Raw genomic sequence first — 24,262 nt, 5'->3', positions numbered from 1 at the left:
CATATATCGGATGGCCAGCATGGACAAGGGGGGAGTCGAACAACTCCCCCCCCAAATCGCGATTTTTACCTTTTACTTCGGCATGCGGACCAGGGCCGCGTAAAAGAATTCGTTCAGTCTCGAGTCCGCCGGGGTGGTCCACTGGATTTCCATGGCAGCCCCGGGATTGTCCGCGAGAAAACGCTGCACCTGCGTTTCGTTTTCGTCCGGGTTCAGGGTGCAGGTGATGATAGCGACCATGCCGCCGGGGCGGACCCGGGTTGCGGCATTGTCCAGAATGTCCCGCTGGAGCTGGGCCAGTTTGGCGAGGTCCGCCGGGGTCCGCTTCCATTTGGCGTCCGGCCTGCGGGAGAGCACGCCCAGTCCGGAACAGGGCAGGTCCAGCAGGATGGTGCCCGGCACCTCGGGCGGCTGGGCCGAATCGGCCGGAGCCTCGAACGCCTTCACGTCGGGCAGTTCGCGCCGGAGCGCAGCCAGCCTGCCCTTGTGCACGTCACTGGCAAAGACCGGAATTCCCTTTTCCAGAAGCACGCGGGTCTTGCCGCCGCGTCCGGCACAGGCGTCCCACACTGGAGCGTCCCATGTCTCGGGGCGGAGCTGTTCCAATGCCTGACGCGCGGCAAAGGACTGGCGGTGAATGGGCGTGTCGACCCTGGGCAGGGACGCGCCGGACGGCAGGGCAAAGCACATGCCCTCCACGTCCATGAGGTCCTCGTGGCCGGCAAGGTCGCCGTAGAGTTGGTCCGCGTCCGGGTGTCGGAACAGGTTCACGCCGAGCGCGGGGGGCTGGCACTGGGCCTCCAGATACTTGAGTGCGTTTTCCTCGCCGTATGCGGCGATCCAGAGCGTGACCAGCCATTCCGGGCAGGCATAGACCCGGGAAAGGAATTCGATCTTGCCAGCATCCCTGGCATAGAAATCCGGGTCCAGAGCCGTATCCCCGAGTTCGGACACCCGGCGAAGCACTGCGTTGAACAGGCCGGAAAGCCGGGCTCCGGGCTTGGTCTTGGCGAAATCCACGGCCCAATCCACGCTGGCGTATGCCGGGACTCGGTCCAGAGAAAGGATTTCATAGGCGGCTACGCCAAGGGCCAGCGCCATTTTCGGGGGCAGATGCGACGGGTCCTTGATGAACCGGGACAGGACGTAGTCCAGCCTGCCCTTGAGCCGCAGGTAGCCGTAGGTCAGTTCCGTGGCCAGTGCGGCGTCGCGCTGTTCCGGCGCATGATCGGTCAGGGCCGTGTCGAGTGCGGCCTGCACGTCCTGCCCCTGCTCCAGACAGCGGAACAGGGCCTCCAGGGCAACGGCACGGGCAATGGGAAGGGGTTTCGGGGATCGGGTCCGAGTCATGTAGGCAAATTCTCCGTTACTGATTCAGCAAGGCGTTGAGTTTCCATATGCGAACGGTTCCGCTGGCATCGCCGGTCACGAGAAAGGCGTTGTCGGGCGTGAACGTTGCCGCGCCCACGGCTCCCTTGTGTCCGGGCACCGGAATGGCGGACTGGTCGTTGTTCAGGTCCCAGATGATGCCGTGGATGCGTTCGCCGGACGGGGCGAGCAGGTCGCCTTCGGGATTGAAGGCCAGCCTGCGGATGAATCCGCCCGTGCCCTTGAGATTGTCGGCGCGGCCCAGACTGGCCAGCCTGCGCAGCACGGCGCCGTGCGCAAGCAGTCCGTTGGCCGCAGCCACGTTTTCCGTGTCCGGGGAAAGCGCGAGCACGCGCAGGGGCACGCACGGCGGTCGAAATCGATTGATGAGTGCACCGGTGTCCACGTCGTACATTTCCATGGACGACTGCCCGTCGGCATAGGCCACGAGCAGGCCGGTGCGGTCCGGGGTCAGGGCTGCGGCGGCAATCCCGCCCTGCGTTTCCACGGTCCATCGGGTTTCCATGCCGCCGGGTTCCCACAGGGCAACGAGTCGGCCTTCGGTGGCGATCACGTGCTGACTGTCCGCCGCGAAATCCGCAAATTGCACGCCCGGGCGCAGGCCGATTCTGGCCTTGAGCGTTCCCGTGGCCGGATTCCATATCTGGGCCTGTCCCGACCTGGTTCGGGCCAGCAGCAGGGCATTGTCCGGGGAGAAGCGGATCATGTCCGCAGGCTCCTGGCATTTCAGGGCGCGGATGAATCGGCCCGAGGGAAATTCATGCAGGGCGATGCGTCCGTCGGTTCCGGCCGAGGCAATGATGCTGTTGTCCGGGGAAACCGCGATGTCCGTGATCCGGCTGCGGTGCGCGTCGTAGGCCATGAGCAGGGCTTCGGGATCGTGCTGTCCCTCGGCGCGGAAATCCCAGGCCATGTCATGGGCTATGCGGTTCGGCAGGCTGTCCGGCGAGGCCGTGAAAAAGGAAATGCTCATCAGGGCGGCGGTCCAGAACGCGGAGGCGAACAGGATTTCCAGAGGCCGGAAATAGATGGCCAGGGCAATGCAGTAGAGCAGAACGAAGATGCCGCCCGCGATCCATCCGCCCGGTCCGTTCAGGTTCAGGCCCGCTCCGTCAAGGGCGATGGCCGCAAACAGGGCCGGACCGGCCGCCGCAAGTCCGGCAAGCAGGCTTTTCATACCGCGCAATATGGCGTTGCCGTAACTCATAACCCTCCTTTAAGCATCTTAGGACGAGGTCGCCGGGAGTTCAAGCCGGGAGTGGGGACGGTCGAAAAAAAGAGTGTGTCCGCTTCCGGTTCAAGGGTTGCACGGCTTCTGTATCCCGGATACGATATCACAGATTGTCAATCTTTGCCCGGGACTGCCATGCTTCGAACCGTTTTTTGCGTATTGCTGCTCGTGCTTCTGTGCTGTGATCTTGTTCCGGCAACGCCCTGCCATGCCCGGGACGTGCGCATCGCCTTTGCCACATGGGTCGGATACGGGCCGTTGTTCATTGCCCGGGACAAGGATTTTTTCCGGCGATACGGTGTTGATGTCGAACTGGTACGCATGGAGGACGAGTCCGAATATCAGGCGGCCATGTCCGCGGCCACGGTCGATGCCCTGTGCAATGTGCTCGACCGCGAGGTGCTGCACCGGGCGCGGCGGCGCACCGGGCGTGGTGCTGTTCGCGCTGGCCGAATCCGCGGGCGGAGACGGGATCGTGGCGCAGCCGGGGCTGGACTCGCTGGCCGATCTGTCGGGCCGTGTGGTGGGGCTGCACAAGAGTTCCACGTCCTATTTCTTCTTTCTCACGGCTCTGGAACGCGCCGGAGTGGACGAGGAGAATCTGCGCGTGCGGGAGATGCTTTCCGAGGACATGACCCGGGCGTTTCTGGCCGGGGAGCTGGACGCGGCCGTGACGTGGCAGCCGTGGCTGGAGCGCATGGCCCGCAGGCCGGGCGCGCATGTGCTGGTCTCGTCCCGGGATTTTCCGCGTACCATTGTGGATGTGTTGGTGATGCGAAAACAGATGGCGGACGATGCGCCGCAGGTCTGCATGGGGCTGGCCCGGGCATGGTTCGATGCCGTGGACTGGATGCAATCCCATCCCGTGGAGGCCAATGCCATCATCGGGGATGCGCTGGGCATTGCTCCCAACCGGGTGGCCGACATGCTGGCGGGGGTGCGTTTCCTCGGTCGGGAGGAGAACCGGGAGTTCCTTGCCCGTTCCCGGCCCGGCAACATCTTCGAGGTTGCGGATCGCGCCGGGCGTTTCTGGACCCAGCGCGGATTCATCGATTCCCATGCGAACCGGGGATTCATTGCCCCGGAATACGTGAGCGGGGCCCTGCGTGGCCCGGATCGTGTCGGCCGCTAGAAGTCCCTTCGGCAGGCGAGCGGCATGCGCCAGCCCGTGCCAAAGGAGCGCGGGGTGATCTTGATTCCGGGCGCGGCCTGCCTGCGCTTGAATTCCGCGATGTTCACCAGATGCAGGATGCGGTGGACCGTTGCCGCGTCGAATCCCCTTTCCACGATTTCCTGTTCCGAGAGCTGGCCTTCGATGTGCATTTCCAGAATCGCGTCGAGGATTTCGTAGTCGGGCAGGGAGTCCTGATCCTTCTGATCGGGCCGGAGTTCCGCAGACGGCGGCTTGGTGATGATGTCCTCCGGGATGGGTGCGTTCAGGTTCGCATTGATCCAGCGGGCCAGCTTGTAGACCGCGACCTTGGGCACGTCCGAGATCACGGCGAACCCCCCGGACATGTCCCCGTAGATCGTGCAGTATCCCACGGCCAGCTCGGACTTGTTGCCCGTGGTCAGGAGCAGGGAGCGGTACTTGTTGGACAGGGCCATGAGCAGATTGCCCCGGATGCGGGACTGGATGTTCTCTTCCGTGGTGTCCGGATCACATCCCTGAAACGCCTCGGACAGGGTGCTGTCCATGGCTTTCATGGCCGGTTCGATGGGCAGGGTCATGGTTGCGGTGCGCAGATTGCGGGCCAGTTGCAGGGAATCGTCCACGCTGCCCCGACTGGAATAGGGCGAAGGCATGAGTACGCACAGCACGTTGTCCGGGCCAAGGGCATGGGCTGCCACAACCGCGGTCACGGCCGAGTCGATGCCGCCGGACAGGCCGAGCAGGGCCTTGGAAAATCCGCTCTTGCGCGCGTAGTCCCGGGTGCCGAGCACCAGAGCGCGCCATGTCTCGGCTTCCTGCGAAAAATCGTCGTCGGCCACGGTCCCGCCCGCATCCGTGTCCACCACGGAAACCGCTTCCTCGAATCCGGGAGCGCGAAAGGTCAGGGAGCCGTCCGGGCCGAACGCGCAGGAACGGCCGTCGAACACGAGATCGTCATTGCCGCCGATCTGGTTGGCGTAGATCAGGGGAATGGCATGTCGCGCCGCGACCGTGCCGAGCAGCTTTTCCCGCACCGCCTGCTTGCCAAGGGAGAACGGCGAGGCTGACAGGTTCACGATCACGTCGGGGGCATGGCGTGCCGCAAGCTCCAGAGGGTCGCGCCCGTACGGCGGCTTTTCCCAGAATTCCTTGTCGTTCCAGGCGTCTTCGCATACGGTAACCGCGATTTTTCTTCCTCGGAATTCCACGATGTTGGCGCTGCCGTCCGACTCGGGCGCAGGTTCGAAATACCGGGCCTCGTCAAACACGTCGTAGGTGGGCAGCAGGGTCTTGCGCACCGTGGCTGCAATGCGTCCGGATTCGCACCAGTACGCGCAGTTGAACACGGGTTTGCCCGGTCCGGATTCATTGGGACAGACCGCGCCGAGCAGGAGCGGAGGCAGGTCGGCCAGTTCACGGGCAATGCGCTGTGCCACCTCGTGCACCCGGGCCGTGAACCGTTCGTAGAGCAGCAGGTCCCGGGGCGGATATCCGCACAGGGCGAGCTCCGGGGTCATGGAAAAGTCCGCGCCCTGTTGCGCGGCCTCGCGCGCGGCGCGTACGATTCGGTCCGCATTCGCGTCCAGATCGCCGACAAGGGGATTGAGTTGCAGTACGCCGATTTTCATGGACCCGTGATACGCCAATCCCGGTTTCCGGGCAATACGGCGGACGGCCTGCGGCGCGGCGCGGGATAGCCTTGACAGGGACGCGGCCTGATCGACAACATTCGGAAAAATATGGCATGGTCCCGGGAAACCGGGAACGCATGGAGCGAACATGAAGACGAAAAACATACTGGTGACCGGCGGGGCCGGATACATAGGCAGTCACACGTGCAAGGCGCTGGCCGAGCGCGGATACACGCCCGTGACGCTGGACAGTCTGATCTACGGCCATGAATGGGCCGTGAAATGGGGCCCGCTGGTCAAGGGCGACATTGCGGACCGCGCCCTGCTGAATCGCGTGTTCGAGGAATACGCTCCTGCCGGGGTGATCCATTTTGCCGCGTTCATCGAGGTCGGGGAGTCCGTGAAGGACCCGGCCCGATTCTACCGCAACAACACCGCAGGCACCCTGAATCTGCTGGAAGCCATGCGCGACCACGGATGCGACCGGCTGGTGTTTTCCTCCACCTGCGCAGTGTATGCCTCGCCCCAGCCCGTGCCCCTGCCCGAGACACAGGCCCAGTGGCCCATGAGCCCCTACGGCTGGAGCAAGTTCATGGTCGAGCGCATGCTTGAGGACTTTGGCCGCGCCTATGGCCTGCGCTCCTGTCCACTTCGGTATTTCAACGCTGCGGGTGCGGACCCGGACGGGGAATCCGGGGAGGATCACGATCCCGAGACCCATCTCATTCCGCTGGTGCTTCGGGCCGCGCGCAACCCGGATCGGCCCATCACCGTGTTCGGCACGGACTACGACACCCCGGACGGCACCTGCATCCGCGACTACATCCATGTCAGCGATCTGGCGCAGGCCCACATTCTGGCCCTGCACTACCTTGAGGAGCACGAATCCCGGGCCTTCAATCTCGGCACGGGCAACGGCTATTCCGTGCAGGAGATCATCAGTGCGGCGCGCACGGTCACGGGTGTGGACATTCAGCCCGTCCTCGGCCAGCGCAGGCCCGGCGATCCGGCCCGGCTGGTGGCGGACAATGCCCTGGCCCGGGCCGAGCTGGGCTGGACCCCGCAATACGAGGACGTGGAAACCGTGATCCGTCACGCATGGCAGTGGATGGACCGGTATTCTCCGATTTCCGCGACCCGGGACTGATGACCACCATCACCTTTGCCCATCCCGAACCGCGTCATGTGGCGGCGCGCATCTTTCCGGTGTTTCTGCCCTTTGCCGGGTGTCCGCATCGGTGCGTGTTCTGTGCGCAGGACGTGCAGACCGGGCATGGAGCCGATCCGCTGGAGCGCATTGCCACGGAGCTGGTCCGTGATCTGGAAGAGGCTGTGGAGCTGGGGCGCGGCCCGTACGAATTGGCGTTCTACGGCGGCACGTTCACGGCTTTGCCCGCGCCGTATCCCGAACATTTCCTGTCCATTGCGGCCCGGTTCCGGGAGCGCGGCCTGATCACGGCGGTGCGCTGCTCCACCCGGCCGGACTGTGTGGACGTCCCGGGATTGCAACGGCTTGGCGGGCTGGGGCTGGACACCGTTGAGCTGGGCATCCAGAGCTTCGACGACCATGCCCTTGGTGCGTCCGGCAGGGGATACGATGGCAGAACAGCCCGCGCCGGATGCGAAACCGTGCTGGCCAGCGGTCTGAATCTCGGGGTGCAGCTTCTGCCCGGGTTGCCCGGAGATCATGAAGGCCTGTTTCAGGAGGACGTGCGCATTGCCGCGTCTCTTGGGCCGAAAACCGCGCGGCTGTATCCCTGTCTGGTGATTCGCGGCGCGGCTCTGGCCCGACTCTGGGAACGCGGCAGATATGCTCCGTGGCCGCTGGAACGCGCCAAGTCGGAACTGGGCGAGGCCCTGCTGGAATTCTGGGCCAGGGACGTGCGCGTGATCCGGCTGGGCGTGGCCCCGGAGCCGTCCCTTGCCGCCAACCTGCTGGCCGGGCCGTGGCATCCGGCTCTGGGACAGTCTGCGCGTGCTCGCGCCCTGTTCGCCTTTCTGCAATCCCGCATCCGTGAGTTCACGGCTCAGCACGGGCCGTTGTCCCGGTTGGACGTGCCACGACGGTATCAGGGCGAGCTGTTCGGCCATGGGAACGAACTGGCCGAGGCCTATGCGCCATTGGGCGTGACCCGGGCCACGGTGCGCTATGTCGAAGGCGGGAAATTTTCCCTTTCGTGACATTGCCAAGGGTTTCGGCGTGTTCGGAAAAAGCCGGAATTTCCCTCTTTACCCGTGCGCGAAAATGGACTATCCCGTGTTCAACCTCAAACACGCGACTAACGAATGCCGGAACTGTTTCGCGCGGCCCGGGCCGCAACACTGGTTCCCGGCTCGGCGGTAATCAACGATGCCGCAATACTGACGAGCCAGGGAAAGATACTTGAGGTCGGCAAATTTTCCGACCTGTCTCGTGCCTTTTCCGGTTCCGTCACTGATCTCGGGGACGTGTTTCTTGCCCCGGGACTCATCAATGCCCACAATCATCTCGAACTGGCGCATCTGCGCGGAAAGACCGTTGCCGATCAGGGATTCGTCACCTGGGTCGAAGATCTGATCCGTCAGCCCATCTACGAGCTTGATCCCATCAAGCTGGATCAGGCGTTTTCCGAGCTGAAGCGAACCGGCACCGTGATGGTGGGGGACATTGCCACCCGTTTTGCCAAGGATATGGCCGGATTTCTTCAGGAATCCGGTCTTTTTTTCACGGTTTTCACCGAGGCCATCGGCGAGAAGGTGCCCGGAAAGGGGTTCATGCCTCGCGGGGATTTCGACCGAGGCGGATATTCCGTGGCCGGGCACAGCCTGTACACCTGTCATGCGCAGGTATTGCAGGCGGCCAAGGCCGAGACCCGGGCCAAGGGGTTGCCCTTTTCCCTGCATCTGGCCGAGCACGATGACGAAGTGGCGATCATGGCCGGTGAGCCGAGCGGGTTTCTGGACCTGCTTCAGGCGCGCGGCAGGCTGCGGGATTTCACGGCTCCGGGCAAGCGGCCCGTGCAGCAGGCGCATGATCTGGGTCTGCTCGACGAATCCACGTTGGCCGTGCATTGCGTGAAGCTTACGGACGAGGACGTGCGGACCGTTGCCGAATCCGGCGCATCCGTGTGCCTGTGTCCGCGTTCCAACGAGTTCATCAACGTGGGCCGTGCCCCGTGGGAAAAGCTGCATCAGGCCGGGGTGAACCTGTGTCTGGGCACGGACAGTCTGGCCTCGAATCACGACCTGAACCTGTGGAACGAGGCCGAATATCTGAAACAGCGCTTTCACGGCGAGCTTTCCCCGGAAGACCTGCTGGCCATGATGACGCGGAATCCCGCAGGGGCGCTGGGCGTGGATGATCGTCTGGGCACGCTCGAACCGGGCAAACTGGCCGTCTGGTCCCATGTACCGGACTGGCTGTGGGAATTGTTCGAATAACCATGGACAACGTGATTGCGATACACGGAAAGGGCATTGCCGGAAGCGGCGCCTTTTCCGTTTTTTTTGCGCGCGGTGCGGACATGGAGTCATGGATATTGTATACCGCCAGCAGAGCCTGCGGGGTCTGCGGCGCGCGGAAAACAGCATAGGAGAACCCCGGGCCGAATGCCCGGGAGCCGGAGGCAAGACCATATGAAATGGCGACACAAGGACCTGCTTGACGTTTCCCAGCTTTCCCAGTCCGAGGTCATGGCGATCTTCGAGACCGCAGCGCGGTTTCAGGAGATCAACGAGCGGCCCGTGAAAAAGGTGCCCACCTTGCGCGGTCGCAGCGTGGTGCTGTTTTTCGCGGAACCCAGCACTCGGACCAAAACCAGTTTCGACGTGGCGGGCAAGCGGCTTTCAGCGGACACCTTTTCCCTGGCCAAGAGTTCGTCCAGCCTGCAAAAGGGCGAGACGCTCAAGGATACGGCCCTGACGCTTCAGGCCATGGCCCCGGACGCCATCGTGATCCGGCACTGGTGCAGCGGCGCGGCCCGGTTCATGGCGGATCGGCTCGACTGCGCTGTGATCAATGCGGGCGACGGCAGGCATGCGCATCCCACGCAGGCCCTGCTGGACGGCTTTACCCTGCATCAGGAATGGGGCGACGTGGCCGGGCGCACCGTGCTCATTCTCGGGGATATCGCGCACAGCCGCGTGGCCCGTTCCAACGTGCATCTCTTCAACAAGCTCGGGGCCAAGGTCCGGCTCTGCGGACCGCGCACCCTGCTTCCCCCGGCCGTGAAGAGCTGGCCTGCGACCGTGTATTCCGATCTGGACGAGGCGGTGAAGGGCGTGGACGTGGTCATGTGTCTGCGTCTTCAGCTCGAACGCCAGCACGACGGTCTGCTTCCCGATCTGCGCGAATATGCCCGTACCTACGGCCTGTCCGCGCGGCATCTGGAAATGGCGGCTCCGGATGTGCGCATCATGCATCCCGGCCCCCTGAACCGGGGCGTGGAGATCAGCTCGGACGTGGCGGACTGTGCCCAGTCCCTGATTCTGGATCAGGTGGCAAGCGGCGTTGCCACGCGCATGGCCGTGCTCTTTCTGCACATGACCCGCAAGGGCGAGGAATAGCGGCTGGTCGTCCCGGACAATGGGGACAGGGCTGGCAGGAAACGAATTTTTCGGATGCAAATCGGCTCATTCGGGCCGAATCGTGGAGACAAGACTATGGCGAAGATCGATCTCGTGGTCCGCAGGGCCAAGTGGCAGGGCAGGGACGTGGACGTGTTCGTGTCCAAGGGCAGAATTGTGGAACTGGCCGATTCCAAAGCCGAGCTGGACACGGGCGACGCTCGGGTCGAGGAGGCGTTCGGGCTTCAGCTCATGCCGAGCATGACCGATGCGCACACCCATCTGCGCGAGCCGGGCTTCGAGTACAAGGAAGACATCGAGTCCGGGCTGCGTGCTGCGGCATGGGGCGGGTTCGGCAACATCATGTGCATGGCCAACACCAGACCCGTGAACGACACTGATTCCGTGACCGATTTCATGCTGGACAAGGCGCGCAAGGCATGGCCCAACGGACCGAGGCTGTATCCCATCGGCGCGCTCACCAAGGGGCTGAAGGGCGAGGAACTCGCGCCCATGGCCGAACTGGCCCGGGCCGGGTGCGTGGCCTTTTCCAATGACGGCGTGCCCGTGAAATCCACTGAATTGTTCCGCAGGGCCGTGGAATACTCCTCGGACTGGGGCAAGCCCGTGATCGATCATTGCGAGGACCCGTATCTTGGCGTTGCCGCAGGCATCAACGAGGGCGAGGTTTCCAGCCGACTGGGGCTGCCCGCGCAACCGGACGTGGCCGAGGCCCTTCAGGTGGCCCGGGACATCCTGCTGGCCGAGTATCTGGACATCCCCATTCATCTGGCCCACATCTCCTGCATCAAGTCCCTTGATCTGATCCGGGCGGCCAAGGAGCGCGGGGTCAAGGTCACGGCCGAAACCGCGCCGCATTACCTGATACTTACCGAAAACTTTCTCGAGCGCGAGGAAAACGAGTACGACACCAATGCCAAGGTGAATCCGCCCCTGCGCACCGAGGCGGATCGGCTCGCCATGATTCAGGCCGTGAACGACGGCACCATCGACATTCTGGCCACGGATCACGCGCCCCATGCGAATTACGAAAAGGAAACCGAATTCGACGTGGCTCCGTGCGGCATCACCGGGCTGGATACGGCTCTGTCCGTGACGTGGGAACTCGTGCAGGACGGCGCGCTTGCCGAAGAGGCGTTTTTCCGCGCCTGGGTCACCCGGCCGTGCGAGATATTCGATCTGCCGATGAATCGTTTCCAACCCGGTGATCCCGCAGACTTCTTTCTGTTCGATCCGGATGAGGAATGGACCGTGTCTGCCGAGACCCTGCATTCCAAGGGCAGAAACACGCCGCTGCTCGGTTCCGTCCGCAAAGGCCGGGTCAAAACCCATTTCCTTCGTGGGAAAAAAATTGTATAAACCACAGGTGGCGTATCGAATGCCGCAACGGTTTATACATACAGGATATACTTACCCAAACGGGAGATGACATGAGTCAGCCTTTCAAGGATGCCGTTGGTTTCTGCAAAACCATCATGCGCAACGGGTACGATGCCTACGTGGTGAATGCCCGGCTCCAGGAACTGACCCTGGACGAATCCGGTAATGAGCAGGAGCTGGACATCTGCACCGAAGCGGGGCTGTCCGAGCTTCAGAAATACTTTCCCAATCTGGAACCTTCCGCGGACAAGTCCCTGCTGGGAACCCTCAAGGAAGGCGGGGTCACCTACTTCTTCTACCCCGCCGACGTGGACGACGCCTCGTATACCGAAGAGGCCGTTTCCATCATGACCCCCAGAATGCTCAAGCGGCTGGAACGGCGCGGGGACATTCCCCTGTCCGCCGTCTGCCCCTACATCCCCAAGGCCAAGGACGCCTATGCGGACTTTGCGGGATTCGAGGACGGCATGATCCAGTTCAAGGGCATTCCGGATCAGGCCCTGCGCAAGGACTATTCCCTTGCCTACCGCGCCCTGCGGTTCGCTGCCAATTACGACAAGCAGATCGAGGCCAATACCTGGATCGCCATTGTGCGCAACGCCCGTCGCGTTCTGGATTATGTGCCCATGCCGGATTTTCTGGACGAGTGGCGCAAGGTCGAAGCCGAATCCATGTGGAAGTTCTTCCAGCTGCTCTTCGACTCCATGCTGCTGCACGGCCTGATCCCGGAAATCGCGGCCCTGTCCCGCATCAAGCAGATCAGGAATCCCGAAGCAGGCGAGGAAACCGTGCTCGCCCACACCTTCGACGTGATGAAACGCTATCCCGAGGAGTTGCCGTACGACTGGAAGGGCACGGTGGCGTGTCTGTTCCATGACGTGGGCAAGCTGTACACTGCGGAATACTACGGTGAGGAATGGCATTTCCTTCAGCATCACCGTGTCGGCGCCAAGGTCTCGCGCAAGATTCTGCGCCGCCTGAGCTTTTCCGCCGAGGATATCGATCTGGTGTGCGATCTGGTCCGCAACCACATGCGGCCCCATTTCATGCTCACCGACAAGGGCATTCGTCGTCTCAAGAGTCACGATGAATATCCGCGCATCATGGAAATGGTGCGTGCGGACATCAAGGCTCGCGACGGTTCGTGGCGCGAATACAACCACAATCTCAAGATGGCCGAGCGTGCCGATATCCCGCAGGAGGACATCGAGCCCTTCCTCGACGGCAATCAGATCATGCAGTACACCGGCCTCAAGCCCGGCCCTTCGGTCGGCGCGATCCGAGAATCCCTGCTGCGAGCACAGATCAGTGATGACGTGTCCAACGAGGACCAGGCCATCGCGTATGTCAAGCAGGTGGCAAAGCACTTCTAGGCTTCGCCTCAATAGTTGAAGATTCGGAAGCGGTCCCTTGCGGGGCCGCTTTTTTTGTTCTTTTTGCCTGCGGCAAAGGGGGAGCGGCGCGGCTACGCGCCCTGAAGAGGTGGGGCTGTGCCAGCTTGGCCAGCCGTGCCGGGCGAAACAATTCGCCGTAGACTGCGCGCCATCTTGATAAGGGAAGATTTCGCCCTTCTCGGGCGACCAACTTTTACGCCAAGGCGGGTAAAAGTTGGCAAAAGCCGCCTTTTGGGACCGCCACAGCCGTGCGCGTTTCCTACTTGATCAAGGCTGAACTTTCGTGCGTTCGCCGCAGGAACGGAAGCCTTGATCAATGGGAAACGGTGGAAGGTGGTTAGGCCGAGGGAGCTTGGTTGGGTCGAGGCGACTTATCACATCTGGAACAGTATTCCTTACTCAGATCGGATTTCGGCTCGCGAGGGCTTGGAATCAGTCGAAGCGACCGAAGTCGGGGCGATGCGGTTTCCGCAGGAAACGTCGCAATCGCCCGGCGAAAGGGCGCTACTGGTTCCTGCCCGAGGGAGTCGGGAGCACAGTGCAAAGGGGCTTTTTTTTCGTTTATTTTTTTGCCCCAACAAAAAAATGAACTCGCCCGGAAAGGGCGAAATCCTTACCTTGCAGGATGGCACGGAAAAGACGGCGCGGCTACGCGCCCTGAAGAGGTGGGGCCGTGCCAGCTTGGCGGGCCGTGCCGGGAGAAGCAATTCGCCGTAGACTGCGCGCCATCCTGCAAGGTAAGGATTTCGCCCTTCTCGGGCGACCAACTTTTACGCCAAGGCGGGTAAAAGTTGGCAAAAGCCGCCTTTTGGGACCGCCCCGGCCGTGCGCGTTTCCTACTTGATCAAGGCTGAACTTTCGTGCGTTCGCCGCAGGAACGGAAGCCTTGATCAAAGGGAAACGGTGGAGAGTTGGTTGGGCTGGGGGAGCTTGGTGGAGCCGAGGCGACTTATCACATCTGGAACAGTATTCCTTACTCAGATCGGATTTCGGCTCGCGAGGGCTTGGAACCAGTTGAAGCGACCGAAGCCGGGGCGATGCGGTTTCCGCAGGAAACGTCGCAATCGTCCGGCGGGAGGGCGCTACTGGTTCCTGCCCGAGGGAGTCGGGAGCACAGTGCGTAGAGGCTTTTTTTTCGTTTATTTTTTTGCCTCAACAAAAAAATGAACTCGCCCGGGAAGGGCGAAACCCTCCCCAAGCAGGATGGCACGGAAAAGACGGCGCGGCGACGCGCCCTGAAGAGGTGGGGCTGCCCAAACAAAAAGGCCCCTGCCGGAGCAGGGGCCTTGTGTATGCTTTGCGCCTTTGCTGTCTACCAGCTGGAGTCGGCAAAGGGGTTGGAGCCGAAACCGAAATCGGCTTCGGGTTCACCGCCGGTGTCCGGGGCATCGCCGGGGGCGTCGCCAGCAGCGCCAGCTTCACCGGCAACACCGGCCACGACCACGCCTTCCTTCTTGATGCGTTCGACTTCGTCGGACAGCTCGTTGAGCTTTTTGGTCATCTCGTCGATCTTGGAGGAAGCCACGGTGATCTGCTTCTGACCGGCCTTGTTGGCTGCGTCAAAGGTCTTGACCTTGGCCTTGAGCGGATCAAGTTCCTTGGTCAGGGCTTCCTTTTCCTCGGTCAGCTTGGCGTTGGCGGCTTTGAGTTCCGCGTTCTCGGCCTTGAGAGCGGCCAGAACTTCCAGAACGGTCTTGGCGCGTTCGGCCTCACCTTCGGGCAGGGCGTCGATCTTGACCTGATTGCCGAGCTTGGCGATGTCGCCTTCGGCGTATTTGGTCAGAGCGGGTTCCTGTTCGTAAATCCAGGCCTTGGACAGCGCCTGCGCCACGGCGGCGAAGTCGGTGTCGATGGTTTCGGCCTGGGTGATGTATGCCAGCATGTCGAGCTGATTCTGGTCAGCGGCTTCGCCACGCAGAACAGACACGAACGTGTTCATCGGGAAAACCTTAGCTTCAGCCATTGTATGCCTCCTTAAAAAGGTACTCTTCGTTTGGTTAGTCCACCCAGGCTGCCTATTTGGCGTTGCCCATGGGAATGCGGCCGATCTTCTTGGCGTATGCCAGAGCCGCGGTCCTGTACACCACGTGGCCCAGCTTGGACCACGGCAGGTACGCGATCAGCATGAAGACCGCGATCAGATGCACGTAATAGGTCGGATAGGCCAGAATCTTGGCGTGCACCAGACGGAAGATCATGGCGCCGATGCCGGTACCGGCGACGACCCAGATCAGGGTCAGCAGATACCAGTCGTACCAGCTGGAGCCCTGCTTGGCCTGGTCCAGATTGGTCCGGCGCTTGGTCAGCACGATCAGGCCGTAGATCATCAGGCCCGCGCCCACCAGGGCGAGGAGCTTGATCGGGTGGTACAGCGGCATGGGAGTGTGCCCCATGGCGGACAGGATGCCGCCGAGGCTATCGATGCCGATCTGGCTGAAGAACCAGCCGCCCCAGTGGTTGGCGGCAACAAAACCGGTGACCACCAGCAGGGCGATGAAGGAGTACATGAGCATCTTGTGACCGAAGGGCCGCTTGATGTCGTTTTCGTCGTCGTCATCTTCGGCGCAGTCATTGAACTGGGTGTGCTGAAGCACTTCGTACTTCAGGGTGTCGATGAGTGCGGCCAGATAGGAAGGTTCGTCCTTGCGGCCCAGAATGTAGGTCGTGGGCTGGGCCTTGAATCCGTTCAGCATGTTCCGGATGCCTGCATAGAAGCCCCAGAGCATGAAGACGAAGGCCAGGATGAACGGCGGGTCGATCACGTAGTCGCCGGGGAACAGGCCGCCGAAGGCGATGATGCCGTCCTCGACAGGAACCCAGGCGTGATCGACAAAGGCGAACTCGGGCAGAAAGGAGCCGAGCTTGCCAGCCATGATCACCCACACCAGCAGGTAGAAGATGGCGGGAATCGCGGCCAGCACGGGCAGGCCGGAAGAGGAGCTCATGAGCTTGCCGATGATCGGCAGCGGAGCCAGATTGCGGTACGCCATGTTGCGCAGGGCGGCCAGCAGGTCGCCGGGCTTGGCGCCGCGCGGGCACAGCGTGGAGCAGGTGCCGCAGTTGTGGCAGAGCCATATGTCAATGTCGTTGACCAGACGGTCCTTCAAGCCCCACTGGGCCCACACCATCTCCTTGCGGGGATAGGGGCTGTCCTTGGGGGACAGGGGGCACACGACGGAACAGGTGGCGCACTGATAGCACTTCTTGAGGTCGGCGCCACCAACTTCCTGGAGCTCTTTGACAAATTTAAGGTCCGGTTGAACCCTGACGGTATTCGACATGGTCCGTACCTCCTAGTAGCCCTTGAAGGGGTTGGGGCCGAAGTTGGTAGTGATGTTCTCGACGAACTCATCGATCAGGTCGGGTACCTGGTCGTACATGTCAATGGAGACTTCGTACTGCTCCACGCGTTCGGGCTCGACGCCGAGACGGCCAAGGGACTCCGCGATGTTTTCCTTGCGGCGGTTGCACAGCTCGGAACCCTTCACGAAGTGGCACTGGTAGTCGTCGCCGTACTTGCAGCCGAGCATCATCACGCCGTCAACGCCCTTGGACATGGCGTCGGCCACCCAGATGGCGTTCACGGAACCGAGGCAGCGCACGGGCAGGAAACGGACGAACGGGCTCCATTTGCGACCGCGCATGGCAGCCATGTCCAGAGCCGGGTAGGCGTCGTTCTCGCAGGCCAGCACGATGATGCGCGGGCCGCCTTCGTCGATCTTGTCCGGGACCTGTACTTCCTTGATCGCGGAACCGATCTGGTCGATGCCGTAGTTGGAGAAGCTGATGACACGCTCGGGGCAGGCGCCCATGCAGGTGCCGCAGCGGCGGCAGCGCGTCGGGTTCGGCTTCGGCGTGCCCTTTTCGTCATCGTCCAGAGCGCCGAACGGACATTCCTCGGTGCAGCGCTTGCACTGGGTGCAGCGCATGAAGTTGAACTCGGGGAAGGTCAGATCGCCGGAGCGCGGGTGCACGGACATGCCGCGGTTCGAGGACTCGATGCACTGGATGGCCTTGAGCGCGGCGCCAGCGGCATCTTCCTTGGCCAGCCCCAGACCCATGGGCTGACGAACGCAACCTGCAGCGTACACGCCGGTGCGGCGGGTCTCGTACGGGAAGCAGATGTAGTTGGAATCCGCGTAGCCGTCGAAGAGTTCGAGGTCCGGGAAGGCCGGGCCCTGACGGTACACGAAGTTCATGGTCGGGTCGGCCGCAGTGGTCGGCACGATGGCCGTGGGCACCACGACGAGGTCGGCCACGAGTTCCACATCCTGACCCAGCAGGGTTTCCTTGGCCTTGATGACCACGGAGCTGCCGGCCTCGGCAACGCCGGTGACCGTGCCCTTGGTGAGCATCACGCCCGGATCGTCCTGAGCGGCCTTGTAGTATTTTTCATTGATGCCCGGGACCATCATGTGATCGTAGACCACGTAGGCCACGGCATCCGGAGCAAGTTCGCGCACATAGTTGGCATGCTTCAGGGCCACCAGAGAGGTGAGCTCGGAGCTGTAGGCCAGATGCTTGGCGGATTCCTTGTCCGCGTAGTGGAAGCTTTCTTCCTCTTCCCCGTCCTTCTTTTCCTCTTCTTCGGGTTCCTCGCAGACGGCGGTGTAATCCACGCCTTCCATCAGCTTGGAGGTGTCCACGATGAAGGCCACGGACTCGGGAGTCTTGCCGTCGGAGGGCCGCTTGATGCCGCCGTTGGAGGCCATGGCCTCGAATTCGGCGGAAGTGACCACGTTGGCGATGGTGCCATAGCCGAGGGGAGCCAGGAATTCGCTCTTGCCCGCAACCCAGCCGGTGGCCAGGACAACGGAACCGATGTTCAGCTTTTCGCCGCCCACGGTGGCAGTGTACATGCCCGGAGCACCTTCAAGGGATTCCAGGGTGGCGCCGGTCACGACCTTGATCTTGTCGTTGGCCTCAACGTCAGCGATGATCTTGTCGAGCCCGATGTCCTGAATCCTGTCGCCGAAGGGGAATTCCAGGGGAAAGGACTTGTACATGGTTGCGGCCTTGCCGCCCAGATGGTCGTCCTTTTCCACCAGCACGACTTCATAGCCGAGGCTGGCGGCGCTGAGCGCAGCGTTCAGACCGGTGAAACCGCCGCCCAGAACCATGACCGTCTTGAAGGTCTCGGGAAGGTCGGGTTCGGGATTGTTGCTCTTGAACAGTTTGATGATGCCCATGTTCATGTAGTCACGGGCAATGGCTTCCTGCTGTCCGGGGTTCTTCTTGTCGTCCTTGAAGGACCAGACAGCGAATTCGCGCAGATTCACGCGTTCGCACTGGGCCTTGTCGAACTTGAACACGTCCCACTTGGAGCGGGGGGAACAGGCGCAGCAGACCACGCCGTCCAGACCGTGTTCAGCGATGTCGGCCTCGATCATGGCCTTGCCTTCGGGGCTGCAGAGCACCGGGCTGGTCTTGGCCAGGGCCACGTAGCTGGAGTGCTTGCCTTTTGTCGCGGATTCGGCAAGGGCTTCGACATCGATATTGGCCCCGATGTCACAGCCTGCACAAACGTATACACCAAGCTTTTCAGCCATTTCTTACCTCCCCACCGTAGTTTGGATCGCTTTCAGGGCGGCGCTGGTACCGGACTGAGCGGTCTTCATGACGTCCAGCGGCTGCTTGGCGCAACCCGCGGCAATGAAGCCGCTTTCCTCGCCGCCGATAACGAAGCCCTCGTTGTCCAGCGGCACGTTCAGACCGGTGCGCACGCCGGCAAGGCTGGGCTGCATGCCCGTGGCCAGCACCACCAGATCGTACCTTTCGTCGGACTTGATGCCGTTGACTGCGTCTTCCACGGTCACGACAGGATTCTTGGCTCCGTCCTCGACAATGCCCGCAACCTTGCCCTTGACCAGGCTCAGTTTGGGATCGTTGGCAGTAATGGCCTTGAACTTGTCGTAGCGGCCCGGGGTGCGCAGGTCGATGTAGTAGATGGTGACCGCTGCCTCGGGATAGCGCTCGCGGATGTAGCGCACGTGCTTCAGGGAAGCCATGCAGCAGATGTAGGAACAATAGTTGAGATGGTTTTCGTCGCGGGAACCCGCGCACTGCACGAAGGCGATGCGCTTGGGCTCGGCACCGTCGGACGGGCGGACGATCTTGCCGTTGGTCGGGCCGCTCGGGGAAGCGAGCCGCTCGAACTGCATGTTGGAGACCACGTTGGCCAGCTTGCCGCCGCCCAGATTGGTCAGGTTTTCCATGGGATACGGCTTCCAGCCGGTGGCCATGACCACGGATCCGACCTTGAGTTCAAGGGTCTTTTCCGTGTCATCCAGATCCACGGCGTCGTAGGGACAGGCTTTCTTGATGGCCTGCAGCTCGGACTCGGAGGCGTTTTCCTTGTCGAGCACGTAACGCATGGGGAACATGAAGGGATGCGTCTTGTAGGCGACCTTGCGCTTGGCGGTGCCGAATTCGAATTCGGACTCCACTTTTGTCGAGGCGGCCTTCTCGCATTCGCCGCATGCGGTACATTTTTCGTTGATGTACCTTGGGCGAATCCTGATCGTCACGTCATAGTCGCCGGCGGAACCGGAAATGGATTCCACTTCGGCCATGGTGAAGAATTTGACCAGGGGGTTGTTTTTGATGCGCTGAAATTGGATTTCCAGCCCGCAGGAAGGCGGACAGAGTTTAGGAAAATACTGATTCAGCTGTGCCACTCGTCCGCCGAGGTAGGGATTGGTTTCAACAATGTAAACCTCGTGCCCGACTTCAGCGGCCTCGAGCGCGGCGGTGATTCCTGCGAACCCCCCGCCAACAACGAGAATACTGTTGTTCGACATTCTCACACTCCTCCAAATGATGTTGAGGCTCAGCCAGAAAATGGCCTAAACCCGGACCGGGAGCGTGGTTCCCGGCCCCGGTTCAGACCACTTTGCCCCGGAATTATGAAAAGCGACCGCGGGCCGGGGCCCGCGGTCGCGGTGTTATCTTGCCGACTACTCAGGGATGATCTGGTAGTAGGGCTTCTTGAAGAGGGTGGTATCGCCGGTCTCCGGGTCGAACTTCGAGTTGATGAAGCACTTCCACTTGGAGTCGTCGAGGCCCATGAAGTCGCCGCGGTAGTAGAAGCCCGGGTAACGGGATTCTTCGCGGAACTCGATGTGCTGCATGTGCAGGCGCACAGTCCACAGGCGGTGGAACTGTTCCCAGCAGCGCATCAGTTCGTGCAGGTCGCGGGCGGCCAGTTTCTGGGAGTCCTCTTCCAGCATGCCGAGCAGCCAGAAGCCGGTGTTCAGCAGAGCCTTGGAGGTCATGTACATGGTGCCAACGCCACCACCGTATTCATCGGTGCACTTGATGAGGCGCATCATGAAGTTGTGCGGGGTGATGTAGTTGGGGTTCACGACCGGGTCGGTGGAGATGGCAGCACCGGCCTTGTAGGTTTCCCAAGGCTGGTAGATTTCCTTGGCCAGATCGGCGGCGTTTTCCTTCAGCGAAGGCTTGAAGTCCTTGTGGTCGGCAACCCAGCGGATGAGCTGCTTACCAACGATGCGGCCTTCAGCGTGGGAGCCGGAGGAGAACTTGTGGCCGGAGGCGCCAACGCCGTCAGCGCAGGTGAACAGGCCGTTGACCGAAGTCATGCGGTTGTAGATCTTGCCGTTGTCGGCCTTGATCTTGTATTCGTCAGGAACCCAGCTCTCGTCCGGACCGGACACCCAGATGCCGCAGCAACCGGAGTGGGAACCGAGGAGGTACGGCTCGGTGGGCATGATCTCGGAACCGCGTTCCTCGGGAGCGCAGTTGGTGGCAGCCCAGAGGTTGGCCTGGCCAACACACATGTCGAGGAAGTCTTCCCATGCTTCGGATTCGAGGTGTTTCCACTCTTCGGATTCCAGGCTGGGAACGGTCTTCAGCAGGGCGGACTTGGTGTCCATGTAGATCGGGCCGCGGCCTTCGCGCATCTCACGGAGCATCATGTGGTTACGCAGGCAGGTCGGGATGATGTTGCCCTTGGCGTAGCCACGATCCTCGTAAGGCTTCAGCATGGCGCGGTTGGTTTCGCAGTAGTCTTCGCCCTTGTAGTTGGTAGCCTTGGCCTTGAAGAGCAGGAACCAGGCACCGACCGGTCCGTAACCGTCCTTGAAGCGGGCGGGGACGAAACGGTTTTCCATCATGGTCATCTCGGCGCCAACCTGAGCGCACATGGTGTAGGTGGAACCAGCGTTCCAGACCGGATACCAGGCGCGGCCCATGCCCTCACCGGTGGAGCGGGGGCGGTACACGTTGACGGCGCCACCGCAAGCCACGACAGCGGCGTTGCAGGTGTAGACGTACACTTTGTTTTCACGGGTGGAGAAGCCGACGGCACCGGCGATGCGGTTGGGCTCGTTGGCGTCCAGCAGCATCTTCACGATGAAGACGCGCTCCACGTAACGGTCTTCGCCCAGGGCGTTCTTCGCGGCCTCGGCCACGATGCACTTGTAGGACTCACCGTTGATCATGATCTGCCAGCGGCCGGAACGCACCGGAGAGGCGCCTTCGCGAACGGCCAGACCCTGGGCTTTCGCCTGGGCGCCGGTCAGGTTCTTGCCGTCCTTCTTGACCCACACGGGCAGGCCCCATTCCTCGAAGAGGTGGACGGAATCGTCAACGTGACGGCCGAGGTCGAAGATCAGGTCTTCGCGGACCAGGCCCATGAGGTCGGTGCGGACCATGCGGACGTAGTCGTCGACGTCGTTTTCACCGCAGTAGGTGTTGATGGCGGACAGGCCCTGCGCAACGGCGCCGGAACGCTCGAGAGCAGCCTTGTCGCACAGCATGATGGAGATGCCGGAGTCTACTTTGTCAGCCCAGCGGACGGCTTCGAAAGCAGCACCGCAGTTACCCATGCCGCCGCCGACGAGAAGTACGTCGACGTGCTGTTCAATGATTTCAGGCTCGGCCAGGGCAACGCCCTTGGAAGCTTCTTTAGTGGGAAGCAGAGGCATGATTCCTCCTAAATCTTTTGGTTCATCAAGACGATCTTACAACGACACTCAGTAGAGACGCTCGGGTCTACTAGATCTCGGTCTGGCCAGCGGCCCAGACACGGCTCAGATCGGCGTCGGATACCTCGAACTTCTTGGACAGAGCTTCCTTCGGGGCGACCAGCTCGGTCTCGGTGAAGAGCAGCTCGCTGTCGAGATCGCCAGGTTCGGGCTTGCCCTCGAAAGGCTTGATGGAGCCTTCAGGGGTGGTGCGGATGGGGAACTTGAACCGCTTGACGCTACCGTTGCGGAACTTGATGGTCCACATGATGTCCTCGGCGGAACGCATGGGGATGGAGGTGCCGCCCATGGGAGCGAAGTCAGCGTAGGGACGGGCTTCAATGGCGCCCTGGGGGCAGATTTTCACGCAGGAGTAGCATTCCCAACATGCGGAAGGTTCCTGGTTGTAGGCCCGCATTTCTTCGGGATCCAGGATCATCAAATCGTTGGGGCAAATGTACATGCAAGCGGTCTTCTCGCCACCCTTGCAGCCGTCACATTTTTCCGGATTGACAAAGGTCGGCATAACTTCTCCTCCTAAAGGGTTTTATTTAAACAATTACCGACGTCCTCTACCAAAAATACTCTGTGGTACCCGCCGTCATGGGCAGGAAACTGGGAAGTAGCAAGACGGTTTGTCCTTGTCAATGTGAAAGTGAATTTTTTAACAAGCACAATTGCCTTGTGTGCCGGACATTTCCTCGTGAAAGCCCCTGCCATCCTGACTTCCGCCACTTCCCGAGGGCGGGGTGCTGATATGCAAGGAAGGATTTCCAGCGTAAACCTCCCTCGGATTTAGTGCAAACAAATGGGTAAAACAAGCTTTTTTTGTGAAATTTGGTGCGACATGTTTGATTCGCCGCAACCGTTTGATTTTATTAGTCTGAAAACCGAGCCTTTTCGGGTCGTTCTCTAGACTTTCTGTCGATTTTCTCTACGGTCACGGAACCGTTACTTAGAAGTATTGGATGTCTGAATTGTTGCAAAAAAAGCGCTTGACACGACTTTCACAAACGGCCACAAAGGGCTGACCCGCTAGTAAGGGAAATAATCATGGAGCCCGGAGCTCCGCCTGCGGCTCCCATGACTTAAGGCTGTGGAATTTTTGCAAAATACTTATTAGGAGGCTAACATGTCCAAATTGGTTCCCCCTCATGGTGGTAAGGGTCTTGTCAAGTGCCTGCTCGAAGGCGCCGAGCGCGAAGCAGAGCTGAAGAAGGCTGAAGGTCTGAAGACCATTGACATCTCCGATCGTGCCAAGGGCGACCTGATCATGATGGGTATCGGCGGTTTCTCTCCGCTGAACGGTTTCATGGGCCGCGCCGACTGGAAGGGCGTTTGCGAGAAGTTCCTGATGGCCGACGGCACCTTCTGGCCCATCCCGGTCACCCTGGATACCAATGACGAAGACGTCAAGGAAGGCGACGAGATCGCTCTGAAGGCCAAGGATGGCATCATCTACGCCACCATGAAGGTCACCGAGAAGTTCGAGATGACCGAGGCCGACAAGAAATGGGAATGCGAGAACGTGTACAAGGGCCACGGCGAAGATTCCGCTGACGACAAGTTCTGGGAAGTCGCCATGGAAGATCACCCGGGCGTCAAGATGGTCATGGCTCAGGGCAAGTACAACCTGGCCGGTACCGTCAAGGTTCTGTCCGAAGGCAACTACGCCGAGCGTTTCCCGGGCGTCTACCTGACCCCCGAGCAGATTCGCGCCGAAATGGAAAAGCGTGGCTGGTCCAACGTTGCCGCTCTGCAGCTCCGCAACCCCATGCACCGCTCTCACGAGTTCCTGGCCAAGATCGCCGTGGAAGTCTGCGACGGCGTCGTGATCCACTCCCTGATCGGCAACCTGAAGCCCGGCGACATCCCGGGAGCCGTCCGCGTGAAGTGCATCCAGACCCTGATCGAAAACTACTTCGTGAAGGAAAACGTGATCAACGCCGGCTACCCGCTGGACATGCGTTACGCCGGTCCCCGCGAAGGCCTGCTGCACGCCACCTTCCGCCAGAACTACGGCATCAACAACATGCTGATCGGCCGTGACCACGCTGGCGTGGGCGACTTCTACGGTCTGTTCGAGGCTCAGGAAATCTTCGATCGCATCCCGTACACCACCGAGGAAGAGCGCTGCAACGTCGAGCCCGGCAAGGCTCTGCTCTGCAAGCCCATGAAGATCGACTGGACCTTCTACTGCTACAAGTGCGACGGCATGGCTTCCATGCGTACCTGCCCGCACGGCAAGGAAGACCGCGTGATCCTGTCCGGCACCAAGCTGCGCAAGGGTCTGTCCGAAGGCACTCCGATTCCGGATCACTTCGGCCGTGAGGAAGTCCTCGACATCCTGCGCGACTACTATGCCAACCTGACCGAAAAGGTCGAAGTCAAGATGCAGAAGGCCGCTTCCGGCGCGGACATGAAATAATCTGTCCCTCTGCTTCTGATAAATATCAAGGGAGGCGGCGCTTGCCGCCTCCCTTTTTCCATCCATGACGGAGAATTCCGTTTTTCCGGTATGGAAACAACGT

17 protein-coding genes are annotated in these 24,262 nt (G+C 61.3%); 8 read left to right on the top strand and 9 right to left on the bottom strand.

Features of this window, described 5'->3' with window-relative positions; all coding sequences use genetic code 11:
- Window positions 1-72: 72 nt before the first annotated feature.
- The gene (locus MPN23_RS11615; RefSeq protein ID WP_243544358.1) at window positions 73-1,350 is read right to left on the bottom strand and encodes a transcription antitermination factor NusB; all 1,278 of its coding nucleotides are present in this window, start codon (window positions 1,348-1,350) and stop codon (window positions 73-75) included.
- Between the two features lie 16 nt (window positions 1,351-1,366).
- A complete protein-coding gene (locus MPN23_RS11610; protein WP_243544357.1) occupies window positions 1,367-2,596 on the bottom strand; it encodes a WD40 repeat domain-containing protein in 1,230 nt (409 codons plus the stop codon).
- 406 nt (window positions 2,597-3,002) lie between these two features.
- Here MPN23_RS11610 and MPN23_RS11605 point away from each other — a divergent pair, with 406 nt between their 5' ends.
- Window positions 3,003-3,752 carry an ABC transporter substrate-binding protein gene (locus tag MPN23_RS11605; RefSeq protein WP_243544356.1) on the top strand — a complete coding sequence of 250 codons (750 nt, stop codon included), beginning with the start codon at window positions 3,003-3,005 and terminating at the stop codon, window positions 3,750-3,752.
- Here the strand turns inward: MPN23_RS11605 and MPN23_RS11600 are convergent.
- Window positions 3,749-5,401 carry an NAD+ synthase gene (locus MPN23_RS11600; RefSeq protein ID WP_243544355.1) on the bottom strand — a complete coding sequence of 551 codons (1,653 nt, stop codon included), beginning with the start codon at window positions 5,399-5,401 and terminating at the stop codon, window positions 3,749-3,751. The two genes, MPN23_RS11605 and MPN23_RS11600, sit on opposite strands and share 4 nt — an antisense overlap.
- Before the next feature lie 151 nt (window positions 5,402-5,552).
- On the opposite strand from MPN23_RS11600, the gene galE reads away from it, so the two are divergent.
- From galE to MPN23_RS11570, 6 genes are all read left to right on the top strand, one after another.
- Window positions 5,553-6,551, top strand: coding sequence for a UDP-glucose 4-epimerase GalE (galE, locus tag MPN23_RS11595; RefSeq protein ID WP_243544354.1), 999 nt, complete (start codon window positions 5,553-5,555; stop codon window positions 6,549-6,551).
- A complete protein-coding gene (locus MPN23_RS11590) occupies window positions 6,503-7,585 on the top strand; it encodes a radical SAM protein (protein WP_243544353.1) in 1,083 nt (360 codons plus the stop codon). The genes galE and MPN23_RS11590 overlap by 49 nt, the downstream gene beginning before the upstream one ends.
- A 105-nt stretch (window positions 7,586-7,690) precedes the next feature.
- Window positions 7,691-8,824 (top strand): amidohydrolase family protein, encoded by a 1,134-nt coding sequence (locus tag MPN23_RS11585; protein ID WP_243544352.1) that lies wholly within the window; start codon window positions 7,691-7,693, stop codon window positions 8,822-8,824.
- Between the two features lie 195 nt (window positions 8,825-9,019).
- The gene (locus MPN23_RS11580; RefSeq protein ID WP_243544351.1) at window positions 9,020-9,949 is read left to right on the top strand and encodes an aspartate carbamoyltransferase catalytic subunit; all 930 of its coding nucleotides are present in this window, start codon (window positions 9,020-9,022) and stop codon (window positions 9,947-9,949) included.
- Between the two features lie 96 nt (window positions 9,950-10,045).
- Window positions 10,046-11,329 (top strand): dihydroorotase, encoded by a 1,284-nt coding sequence (locus tag MPN23_RS11575; protein ID WP_243544350.1) that lies wholly within the window; start codon window positions 10,046-10,048, stop codon window positions 11,327-11,329.
- Between the two features lie 71 nt (window positions 11,330-11,400).
- Window positions 11,401-12,723, top strand: a complete 1,323-nt coding sequence (locus MPN23_RS11570; protein WP_243544349.1) for an HD domain-containing protein — start codon at window positions 11,401-11,403, stop codon at window positions 12,721-12,723.
- Between the two features lie 1,333 nt (window positions 12,724-14,056).
- Here the strand turns inward: MPN23_RS11570 and MPN23_RS11565 are convergent.
- The 6 genes from MPN23_RS11565 to aprB all read right to left on the bottom strand — a co-directional run bounded on the left by MPN23_RS11565 (window position 14,057) and on the right by aprB (window position 22,257).
- Window positions 14,057-14,707: a hypothetical protein gene (locus tag MPN23_RS11565; RefSeq protein ID WP_243544348.1), complete on the bottom strand. Its 651-nt coding sequence runs from the start codon at window positions 14,705-14,707 to the stop codon at window positions 14,057-14,059.
- Window positions 14,708-14,759: 52 nt separating this feature from the next.
- Window positions 14,760-16,025 (bottom strand): quinone-interacting membrane-bound oxidoreductase complex subunit QmoC, encoded by a 1,266-nt coding sequence (gene qmoC / locus MPN23_RS11560; protein ID WP_243544347.1) that lies wholly within the window; start codon window positions 16,023-16,025, stop codon window positions 14,760-14,762.
- Between the two features lie 12 nt (window positions 16,026-16,037).
- Window positions 16,038-18,293 carry a hydrogenase iron-sulfur subunit gene (locus MPN23_RS11555; RefSeq protein WP_243544346.1) on the bottom strand — a complete coding sequence of 752 codons (2,256 nt, stop codon included), beginning with the start codon at window positions 18,291-18,293 and terminating at the stop codon, window positions 16,038-16,040.
- 3 nt (window positions 18,294-18,296) lie between these two features.
- Complete coding sequence (locus tag MPN23_RS11550) at window positions 18,297-19,544, bottom strand: CoB--CoM heterodisulfide reductase iron-sulfur subunit A family protein (protein ID WP_243544345.1); 1,248 nt, start codon at window positions 19,542-19,544, stop codon at window positions 18,297-18,299.
- A 156-nt stretch (window positions 19,545-19,700) separates the two neighbouring features.
- Window positions 19,701-21,692 carry an adenylyl-sulfate reductase subunit alpha gene (aprA, locus tag MPN23_RS11545; protein WP_243544344.1) on the bottom strand — a complete coding sequence of 664 codons (1,992 nt, stop codon included), beginning with the start codon at window positions 21,690-21,692 and terminating at the stop codon, window positions 19,701-19,703.
- A gap of 70 nt (window positions 21,693-21,762) precedes the next feature.
- Entirely contained in the window at window positions 21,763-22,257 is a 495-nt protein-coding gene (gene aprB / locus MPN23_RS11540; RefSeq protein ID WP_243544343.1) for an adenylyl-sulfate reductase subunit beta, read from the bottom strand.
- A gap of 606 nt (window positions 22,258-22,863) precedes the next feature.
- On the opposite strand from aprB, the gene sat reads away from it, so the two are divergent.
- Complete coding sequence (gene sat / locus MPN23_RS11535) at window positions 22,864-24,159, top strand: sulfate adenylyltransferase (protein WP_243544342.1); 1,296 nt, start codon at window positions 22,864-22,866, stop codon at window positions 24,157-24,159.
- Window positions 24,160-24,262: the final 103 nt, after the last annotated feature.

It is taken from the genome of Pseudodesulfovibrio tunisiensis, assembly GCF_022809775.1.
Taxonomy (GTDB): domain Bacteria; phylum Desulfobacterota; class Desulfovibrionia; order Desulfovibrionales; family Desulfovibrionaceae; genus Pseudodesulfovibrio; species Pseudodesulfovibrio tunisiensis.
Note: the sequence above shows the minus strand (reverse complement) of the source record. Positions and strands in the feature narration are given on the sequence as shown.

Excerpts from the sequence above, each read along its gene's own strand:
- MPN23_RS11610 (WP_243544357.1), bottom strand. The coding sequence starts at position 2,596 with ATGAGTTACGGCAACGCCATATTGCGCGGTATGAAAAGCCTGCTTGCC.
- MPN23_RS11565 (WP_243544348.1), bottom strand. The coding sequence starts at position 14,707 with ATGGCTGAAGCTAAGGTTTTCCCGATGAACACGTTCGTGTCTGTTCTG.
- qmoC (WP_243544347.1), bottom strand. The coding sequence starts at position 16,025 with ATGTCGAATACCGTCAGGGTTCAACCGGACCTTAAATTTGTCAAAGAG.
- MPN23_RS11570 (WP_243544349.1), top strand. The coding sequence starts at position 11,401 with ATGAGTCAGCCTTTCAAGGATGCCGTTGGTTTCTGCAAAACCATCATG.
- MPN23_RS11580 (WP_243544351.1), top strand. The coding sequence starts at position 9,020 with ATGAAATGGCGACACAAGGACCTGCTTGACGTTTCCCAGCTTTCCCAG.
- MPN23_RS11575 (WP_243544350.1), top strand. The coding sequence starts at position 10,046 with ATGGCGAAGATCGATCTCGTGGTCCGCAGGGCCAAGTGGCAGGGCAGG.
- MPN23_RS11585 (WP_243544352.1), top strand. The coding sequence starts at position 7,691 with ATGCCGGAACTGTTTCGCGCGGCCCGGGCCGCAACACTGGTTCCCGGC.
- MPN23_RS11555 (WP_243544346.1), bottom strand. The coding sequence starts at position 18,293 with ATGGCTGAAAAGCTTGGTGTATACGTTTGTGCAGGCTGTGACATCGGG.
- galE (WP_243544354.1), top strand. The coding sequence starts at position 5,553 with ATGAAGACGAAAAACATACTGGTGACCGGCGGGGCCGGATACATAGGC.
- aprA (WP_243544344.1), bottom strand. The coding sequence starts at position 21,692 with ATGCCTCTGCTTCCCACTAAAGAAGCTTCCAAGGGCGTTGCCCTGGCC.
- MPN23_RS11590 (WP_243544353.1), top strand. The coding sequence starts at position 6,503 with ATGGCAGTGGATGGACCGGTATTCTCCGATTTCCGCGACCCGGGACTG.
- MPN23_RS11600 (WP_243544355.1), bottom strand. The coding sequence starts at position 5,401 with ATGAAAATCGGCGTACTGCAACTCAATCCCCTTGTCGGCGATCTGGAC.
- MPN23_RS11605 (WP_243544356.1), top strand. The coding sequence starts at position 3,003 with ATGTGCTCGACCGCGAGGTGCTGCACCGGGCGCGGCGGCGCACCGGGC.
- aprB (WP_243544343.1), bottom strand. The coding sequence starts at position 22,257 with ATGCCGACCTTTGTCAATCCGGAAAAATGTGACGGCTGCAAGGGTGGC.
- MPN23_RS11615 (WP_243544358.1), bottom strand. The coding sequence starts at position 1,350 with ATGACTCGGACCCGATCCCCGAAACCCCTTCCCATTGCCCGTGCCGTT.
- sat (WP_243544342.1), top strand. The coding sequence starts at position 22,864 with ATGTCCAAATTGGTTCCCCCTCATGGTGGTAAGGGTCTTGTCAAGTGC.
- MPN23_RS11550 (WP_243544345.1), bottom strand. The coding sequence starts at position 19,544 with ATGTCGAACAACAGTATTCTCGTTGTTGGCGGGGGGTTCGCAGGAATC.